This is a genomic window from Actinoplanes sp. NPDC048791 (assembly GCF_040650095.1).
In the GTDB taxonomy this organism is placed as follows: Bacteria; Actinomycetota; Actinomycetes; order Mycobacteriales; family Micromonosporaceae; genus Actinoplanes.
In genome coordinates this window covers 1-7,221 of the sequence record NZ_JBEZGQ010000392.1, presented here as the reverse complement: position 1 = coordinate 7,221, position 7,221 = coordinate 1, and the positions used below count along the sequence as shown (strand labels likewise).

6 protein-coding genes are annotated in these 7,221 nt (G+C 71.8%); 3 read left to right on the top strand and 3 right to left on the bottom strand.

Annotated features, from left to right (window positions below; all coding sequences use genetic code 11):
- Window positions 1-1,319 (bottom strand): histidine kinase (locus AB0C29_RS25530; RefSeq protein WP_360824801.1); only part of this gene is annotated, 1,319 nt, incomplete at its 3' end.
- Between the two features lie 104 nt (window positions 1,320-1,423).
- Here AB0C29_RS25530 and AB0C29_RS25525 point away from each other — a divergent pair.
- From AB0C29_RS25525 to AB0C29_RS25515, 3 genes are all read left to right on the top strand, one after another.
- Window positions 1,424-1,963 carry a GNAT family N-acetyltransferase gene (locus tag AB0C29_RS25525; protein WP_360824797.1) on the top strand — a complete coding sequence of 180 codons (540 nt, stop codon included), beginning with the start codon at window positions 1,424-1,426 and terminating at the stop codon, window positions 1,961-1,963.
- 69 nt (window positions 1,964-2,032) lie between these two features.
- Window positions 2,033-2,767, top strand: a complete 735-nt coding sequence (locus tag AB0C29_RS25520; RefSeq protein WP_360824794.1) for a class I SAM-dependent methyltransferase — start codon at window positions 2,033-2,035, stop codon at window positions 2,765-2,767.
- Window positions 2,768-2,784: 17 nt separating this feature from the next.
- Window positions 2,785-3,144 carry a nitroreductase/quinone reductase family protein gene (locus AB0C29_RS25515; RefSeq protein ID WP_360824791.1) on the top strand — a complete coding sequence of 120 codons (360 nt, stop codon included), beginning with the start codon at window positions 2,785-2,787 and terminating at the stop codon, window positions 3,142-3,144.
- 92 nt (window positions 3,145-3,236) lie between these two features.
- On the opposite strand, the gene AB0C29_RS25510 is transcribed toward AB0C29_RS25515, so the two are convergent.
- Window positions 3,237-4,919 (bottom strand): aminotransferase class V-fold PLP-dependent enzyme, encoded by a 1,683-nt coding sequence (locus AB0C29_RS25510; protein WP_360824788.1) that lies wholly within the window; start codon window positions 4,917-4,919, stop codon window positions 3,237-3,239.
- 144 nt (window positions 4,920-5,063) lie between these two features.
- A partial coding sequence (locus AB0C29_RS25505) for a PAS domain S-box protein (RefSeq protein WP_360824785.1) occupies window positions 5,064-7,221 on the bottom strand: 2,158 nt, incomplete at its 5' end.

Below are 7,221 nucleotides of genomic sequence, written 5' to 3'. Positions count from 1 at the left end.
TCGGGGCCGCCGCCGGCGAGGCTGGCGAGGGCAACGGAACCGGCCGGGTCCGGGCCTCCGGCGATGGAACTGGTGACGGCAGCGGGACCGGCTGGGTTCAGGCCGCCGCCGACGGAATCGGTGACGGCAGCGGGACCGGCTGGGTTCAGGCCGCCGCCGACGGAATCGGTGACGGCAGCGGGACCGGCTGGGTTCAGGCCGCCGCCGGCGGAATTGGCGACGGCAGCGGGACCGGCTGGTTCTGGGTCGGTGTTACGGACGCGGACCTGCAGCGTCCGGTCGTCCGCGGTCAGGGTTACGCGGATGGCCGCGCCGGGTGCGTGCCGGGTGGCGTTGGAGATTCCTTCCTGGACGATGCGGTAGGCGCATTCCTCGACGACCGGCGTTGCCGTCACGGTGCCGGCCGGCTCCAGTGAGACGTCGAGGCCCGCGGCGCCGGCGGCTTCGATCATGGCTGGGATTCCGGCCAGGCCGGGTGACTGCACGGACGTTGCCGTGTCCGGGTCGCTGCGCAGGACGCCGAGCAGGCGGCGCATGTCGTTGAGGGCGGCCCGCGACGCACCCGCGATCTCGACGAACTCCGCATCCCGCGCCTCGGGCTGGTCGATCAGCCGGTACGGCGCGGTCTCCGCCCGGAGCGCGATGAGCGACATGTGGTGCGCCACCACGTCGTGCATCTCGCGGGCGATCCGGGCCCGTTCCTCCAGGACGACGCGCCGCGCCTGCTCCACCTCGGTCAGCTTCCGTTCGGCGGTGAGGTTGTGCTGCGCTTCGACGCGGCGGCGGATCTGGTCGCCGACCACTGCGAAGAGGACGACGAAGGCGATGACCACCGGTGCCTGCGCGGCCGGCAGGTGCACCACCATTGCCGCTGCGGTCGCCAGGCCGGCCCAGAACACCGTCGTGACGGGATGGCGGAGGGCGACGAAGAGCACCAGGACCGGCAGGGCCAGGGTCTGGGCCGGATGCCACGGCCACGACAGGCCTTCGGGGGCGACGGTGAGCGGGAGGTTGAGCAGGGTCGCGATTATCGCCAGCCGCCAGGCGAGCAGTGGGCGGCGTGGGAGGAGTGTCAATGGGGCCGCTACCGCGGTGGCGAGCGCCAGCCGTACCGCGGTTGTTGGTCCTGTCAGGGTGAGGTCGGTGAGGTCGTAGTAGACGAACGCGGCCGCGCCGAGACCGGCCAGGAGGAACACTGCGGTCAGGAGTGGGCTGCGGAGCAGCCTTCCGGGTGCGGCCGGAGGTCGGTCGCGGCCGAACACGATGGTCCACAGCCCGGTGAGAAGTGGGGGCACGGCCGGGGGTCGGATCGTCACCATGAGGACATGCTTCGCCGGCTGGGGCGGGGAAACCATCCGGTAGACCCGCGAGCGGAGGTGGGGATAACCCCACTGTGGGCTTGGGGGCGTTCCTCGATGGCAGGATGCTGGGAGTGATCCTCAGATCGGCAACCGTGGATGACGCCTTGGCGCTTGCTGTCGTGCAGACGCGGAGCTGGCAGGAGGCGTACCGCGGGACGGTGCCGCAGCACCACCTCGATCAGCTGGATCCGTCCCGGCGTCGGCACGGATGGCTGCAGTTGCTCCGGTCCGACCAGGAGCCTGCGGGAACCCTCGTGGCCGAACACCCCGACGACGGCGTTGTCGGATTCATCAACGTTGCGCCGGGCGAGGACGCGGACGTGGATGCCGCTCTCGTGGGCGAGGTGCGGGCCATCTACATCCTGCCGGAGCATTGGGGGCGAGGAGCCGGCCGGCTGTTGATGAGTGCCGGGCTGCGTCGGCTCGAGGCGGGTGGTTACCGGGAAGTGGTCCTGTGGGTGCTGGAGGCGAACGACCGCGCCCGGCGTTTCTACGAAGCCGGTGGCTGGCAAGCCGACGGATCCTCAAGGACGAACGATTCCCGAGGCGCTCCCCTCGTCGAGACTCGCTACCGGCATCGCCGGGCGGCCGCGACCAGCTGATCAGGATCCAGACGGGCGCGACCAACGGATCGGGTGCCTCCCCTGTGGGCCGGCGGGTACCCTCGGCGCGTGTTCTCGCCTCAAGGACCATCCCTGCGCGAGCTTTGCGTACAAGCCCTTTCCTCCGTCGAGCGGGGCTATGACCTGCTGGCGCCGAAGTTCGACCACACGCCGTTCCGGACGCCGGACAGCATTCTTGAGGCGACCGTGCAGGCGCTCGACGGCAGTGGGCCGTTCGGCCGGGGCTTGGACGTCTGCTGCGGTACGGGCGCCGGCCTGATGACCCTCCAGCGCTTGTGCCAGGACGGCATCACCGGCGTCGACTTCAGCGCGGGCATGCTCGAGCAGGCGCGGGCCGCCTATCCCGATGCCACATTCGTACGGGCCGATGTTCGGGCCCTGCCCTTCGCCGGTGAATTCGATCTCGCGGTGACTTTCGGGGCGCTCGGGCATTTCCTGCCGGCGGAACGGCCGGCGCTTTTCGAGGGCGTCTACCGGGCGTTGCGGCCCGGCGGGCTCTTCGCCGTTCCTATGGGTGTGCTGCCGCCGCCGACGTCGGTCGCGCATTGGACGCTGACCGGGTTCGACCTGGTCATGCGGGTCCGCAATGCGGTGCTGAAGCCTCCGTTCGTCATGTACTACCGCACCACCGCACTACCCGCGATGGAGCGCGACCTGACGGCAGCCGGCTTCACCGTCGAGACGAGCCCCTTGACCGGCCTCGGCAACTACCGGGACGGCAGCCCACGGTGCTGGATCCAACTCGCTCGCAAGCCGCACAGTGTTGACCTGAACCCGGCTTGAGGTCGGACGATCGGCTCATGACGGTGACGGACCAGGCCCGGCAGGCACTCGAACGGCAGCAGACCGTCGAGATCACGACGATCGGGCGGCGCAGCGGGCAACCCCGCCGCATCGAGACGTGGCGGTACCGGGCGGGCGGCCGTTTCTGGCTGACCGGCAGCCCGGGGTCGCGCGACTGGTACGCCAACATGCTCGCGCATCCCGAGTTCACGCTGCATCTGCATGGCCTGGATCTTCCGGTACGCGGGCGCGCGGTGACCGACCCGGACGAACGGGCCGGCGTCTTCGGCGAGATCGTGCCGACCCTGGACTGGGCCGAGAGCCTGGAGAGCTGGCTCGCCGGCAGCCCCCTCGTGGAGATCATCCTTGACCGCTGACCATCTGGAAGCTTTCGGCCGGGCCGTCGCCGCGCGGCGTCCCGACGTCGCGGCGCGATTGCAGCCGGGCGTGCCTACCTCTTCGACGAGGATCAGCCCTGATCCGCCAGGCACTCCGCCGGTAGCAGGAACCAGCGCAGCTTCTCGAACGCCGGTGGCAGGTCCAGGCCCACCCCGTCGATCGGTTCCGCCCGCTCGCGCATGATCCGGCGGGCCTCGTCGAGGTAGCCCGCGAGCACCTCCTCCCCCAGCGTCGGCCGCGCCCCGGGCATCGAGACGCTGCCGTCCGGGCCGAGCCGCAGGTCCGACAGGCGGACCGGCTGCCCGGCCGCGCGCACGTGGCGCCACCGGCCCGTACGCGGGTCGAAGCGGTAATCCTCCAGCAGCCGGCCGCCGTACCGGGCGATCAGCGCGACCGCCTCCGCCAGGTAGTCGGCCACCTCGTCGGAGATGAAGTAGTTGAGGTTGATCCGGGCCCAGCCCGGCTTGATGCCCTCCCACCCGTCGACGATCTCGGCGTGGAACTCGCGGGAGTGCGCCTCGTCGATGCCGAGCAGGCGGTGGCCGTAGGGGCCCGCACACGAGCAGCCACCGCGGGCCTGGATGCCGAACAGGTCGTTGAGCAGCGCCACCACGAAGTTGTGGTGCAGGTGGCGCTGGCCGGCGCGGATCTGGAACGAGACGATCGACAGCCGTTCCGCCGCCAGGCCGCCGAGCACCTCGATGCGGCTCTCCCCCGCCCAGCGGTCCAGGGTCCGCCGCCACAGGGCGTGTTCGCGGGCGCCGATGGTGTCGGTGCCGACCGCTTCCTTGACGGCGAAGACCAGGCCCGCGCGGACCGACTCCACGATCGCCGGGGTGCCGCCCTCCTCCCGGGCGATCGGGTCGTCCAGGTAGCGGTGGGTGACCGGGTCGACGAAGGCCACCGTCCCGCCGCCCGGCACGGTCGGCACGCGGTTGGTCAGCAGGTCATGGCGCAGGACGAGGACGCCGGGGGTCTGCGGGCCGCCGACGAACTTGTGCGGGGATAGGAACACCGCGTCCAGGTGGTCGCCGCTGCCCGGCGCGGACTCGCGCATCCGGATCGGCACGTACGGGCCGGCCGCCGCGTAGTCCCACACCGACAGCGCGTTGTGCTCGTGCAGCAGCCGGGTCACCGCGGTCGTGTCGGTCAGCAGGCCGGTGACGTTCGAGGCGGCGGAGAAGCTGCCGATCCGCAGCGGCCGGTCCGCGTACGCGACCAGGTGCCGGCGCAGGTCGTCGAGGTCGACGTGACCGTCGGGGGTGGCGCCGATCGTGACCACGTCGGCGATCGTCTCGCGCCACGGCAGTTCGTTGGAATGGTGCTCGTACGGTCCCACGAACACCACCGGCCGCTCGTGGCCCGGGATCACCGTCGTCAGGCCGTACCGGTCGGCCAGGGTTTCCGGCATGCGCAGGCCGAGGATCGCGACCAGCTTGTTGACCGCCGCCGTGGCCCCCGAACCGCAGAAGAGCACCACGTGCTCCGGGCCGGCGCCGACGCCGCGGTGGATGATCCGGCGGGCCTCCTCGCGCAGGGCGCCGGTCTGCAGCCCGGTCGCGGAGGCCTCGGTGTGGGTGTTGGCGTAGCGGGTCAGCACCTGCCGCCGGATGAAGTCCTCGACGAAGTCCAGCGCCTGGCCGGACGCGGTGTAGTCGGCGTAGGTGAGCCGCCGGGGGCCGTACGGCCCGTCGAGCACCTCGCCCGCGCCGATCAGACCGGTGCGGATCCGGTCCAGCAGTGACTTCTCCACGGCGGCCTCCCCCGGCCGGGCCGGCGTCGGTGGCGGCCCGGATCAACCCCGTTGTACTGCATGGACGCCACCGTGGTCGAGGGCTTCGCCCGCAGCGGCACGCGAGGCCGGGCGGTCGTGCCCGATCTGCCGCCGGGAGACCGGTCAGGGGCTCAATGCCGCCGAAGGATCGGAGCTTTCGGCCGCGGCGTGCCGGAGCCGGGCGTGCACGCAGTCGAGCAGGTCACGCCGGGTGAACGGCTTCTCGATGATGAGCACACCCGGCGGGAGGGTGCCGTTCTCGGTGAGGACCGGCTGGGCGTACCCGGACATGTAGAGCACCGGCAGGCCGGGCCGGAGCGCCTGCACCCGGGCAGCCACCTCGTTGCCCATCATCTTCGGCATGATCACGTCGGTGAGCAGCAGGTGGATCGGCGCCGGGTGCTGCTGGGCGATCCGCAGGGCGGCGGGACCACCGTCGGCGACCAGCACCTCGTAGCCGGCCCGGGTCAGGATGCGGCCCGTCGCGACGCGCAGCGCCTCCTCGTCCTCGACCAGCAGGATCGTCGCCTCGGGGGCGGACCGGACGGCCGGTGCGCTGTCCTGCTCCGCTGCCTCGGGGACGGTCATCGCGTCGTCGGACGCCGGCAGGACGATGGTGACGGTCGTACCGATGCCGGGCTCGGAGTAGAGCCGGACGTGACCGCCGGCCGCGGTGGCGATGCCGTACACCGTGGCCAGGCCCAGCCCGGTGCCGGCGCCCTGCGGCTTGGTGGTGAAGAACGGCTCGAAGGCCCGCTCGGCCACCTCGGCCGGCATCCCGTTGCCGGTGTCGCTGACCCGGAACCGCACGTACCGGCCCGGGGCGAGGTCGGTGCAGTCCGCGACGTCGTCCTCGTCCAGCTCGGTGTTGCCGGTGTCGATGGACAGCGTCCCGCCACCGGGCATCGCGTCCCGGGCGTTCACCGCCAGGTTGAGCAGAATCTGCTCGAACTGGCTGGGGTCGACGCACACCGGCCACAGGTCGCGGTCCAGGTGGGTGATCAGGTGGATGTGCTCGCCGAGGGTACGGCGCAGCATCTGCTCGACATCGCCGACCACGTGGTTGAGGCTCAGCACCTGGGTCTGGGTGATCTCCCGCCGGCCGAACGCGAGCAACTGCTTGGTCAGCCGGGTGGCGCGTTCGGTGGCCCGCCCGATCTGGCCCAGGTCGGCGCGGGCGGCGGTCAGCTCCGCCGGCTCCGGTACGGGGTCAGCCAGGGTCTCGGTGAGCAGCTCGGTGTAGCTGGCGATGACCGCCAAAATGTTGTTGAAGTCGTGCGCCACCCCGCCGGCGAGCTGACCGAGGCTCTCCAGCCGGCGGGTGTGCTGCAGCCGGCGCTCGGCGGCGTCCCGCTCGGCCTGGGCGGCCAGCCGTTCCCGCTCGGCCTGGGCCTGCAGCCGCTCGGTGACGTCGCGGATCGCGGCCGAGACGATGACGCCCTGGTCGGTCTCCAGGGCGGACAGGCTGATCTCCGCCGGGAACTCGGTGCCGTCCTTGCGCACCGCGGCCAGCGCCGTCCCGGCACCCATCGGCCGGCGCTGCGGGTCGGTGAAGTAGCTGAGGCGGTGCTCCGGATGCGCTTTCCGGATCCGCTCCGGGACCAGGAACTCCACGGGCTGCCCGAGCAGCTCGTCGCGCCGGTAGCCGAACAGCCGTTCGGTCTGCGCGTTGAGCAGCGCGATCCGCCCGTCGGCGGTGATCCCGACGATCGCGTCGGGAGCGGCCTCCAGCAGTCCGCGGAACATGGCCTCGGCCCGCCGGCGCTCGCTGGTGTCTCGCGCGATGCAGGCCACCCCGGTCGGCTGCCCGCTCGCGTCGGTGATCAGCGACGAGGTGAGCGACACCGTCACCGGTACGCCGTCCTTGGTGAGGTTCTGCACCTCGACCTGGTCGACGCACTCGCCGCGGGCCGCCCGGGCCAGCAGCTCCGCCTCCTGGTGCTGCTCCCCGGGCGGGAACAGCAGGTCCGCGTTCCGGCCGACCACCTCGGCGACGGTGTAGCCGTAGAGCCGTTCGGCCCCGGCGTTCCAGCTGGTGATGGCGCCGTCGAGATCCTTGCTCATGATGGCGTCGGCGGAGGACTCCACGATGACCGCGAGCCGGTGCCGGTCGTCCAGCACCGCGGCCCGCTCGGCCAGCGCCGCGGCCTGGCTCGCCAGCTCCGCGAACAACTCGACGTCGTCGTCGGCGAACAGCGTCCGGTAGCGGTGCAGCAGCACCAGCGCGGCACCCGGTTCGTCAACGCCACACCCCTGCCGGGCACCGGCGGCGCGCTGGTGC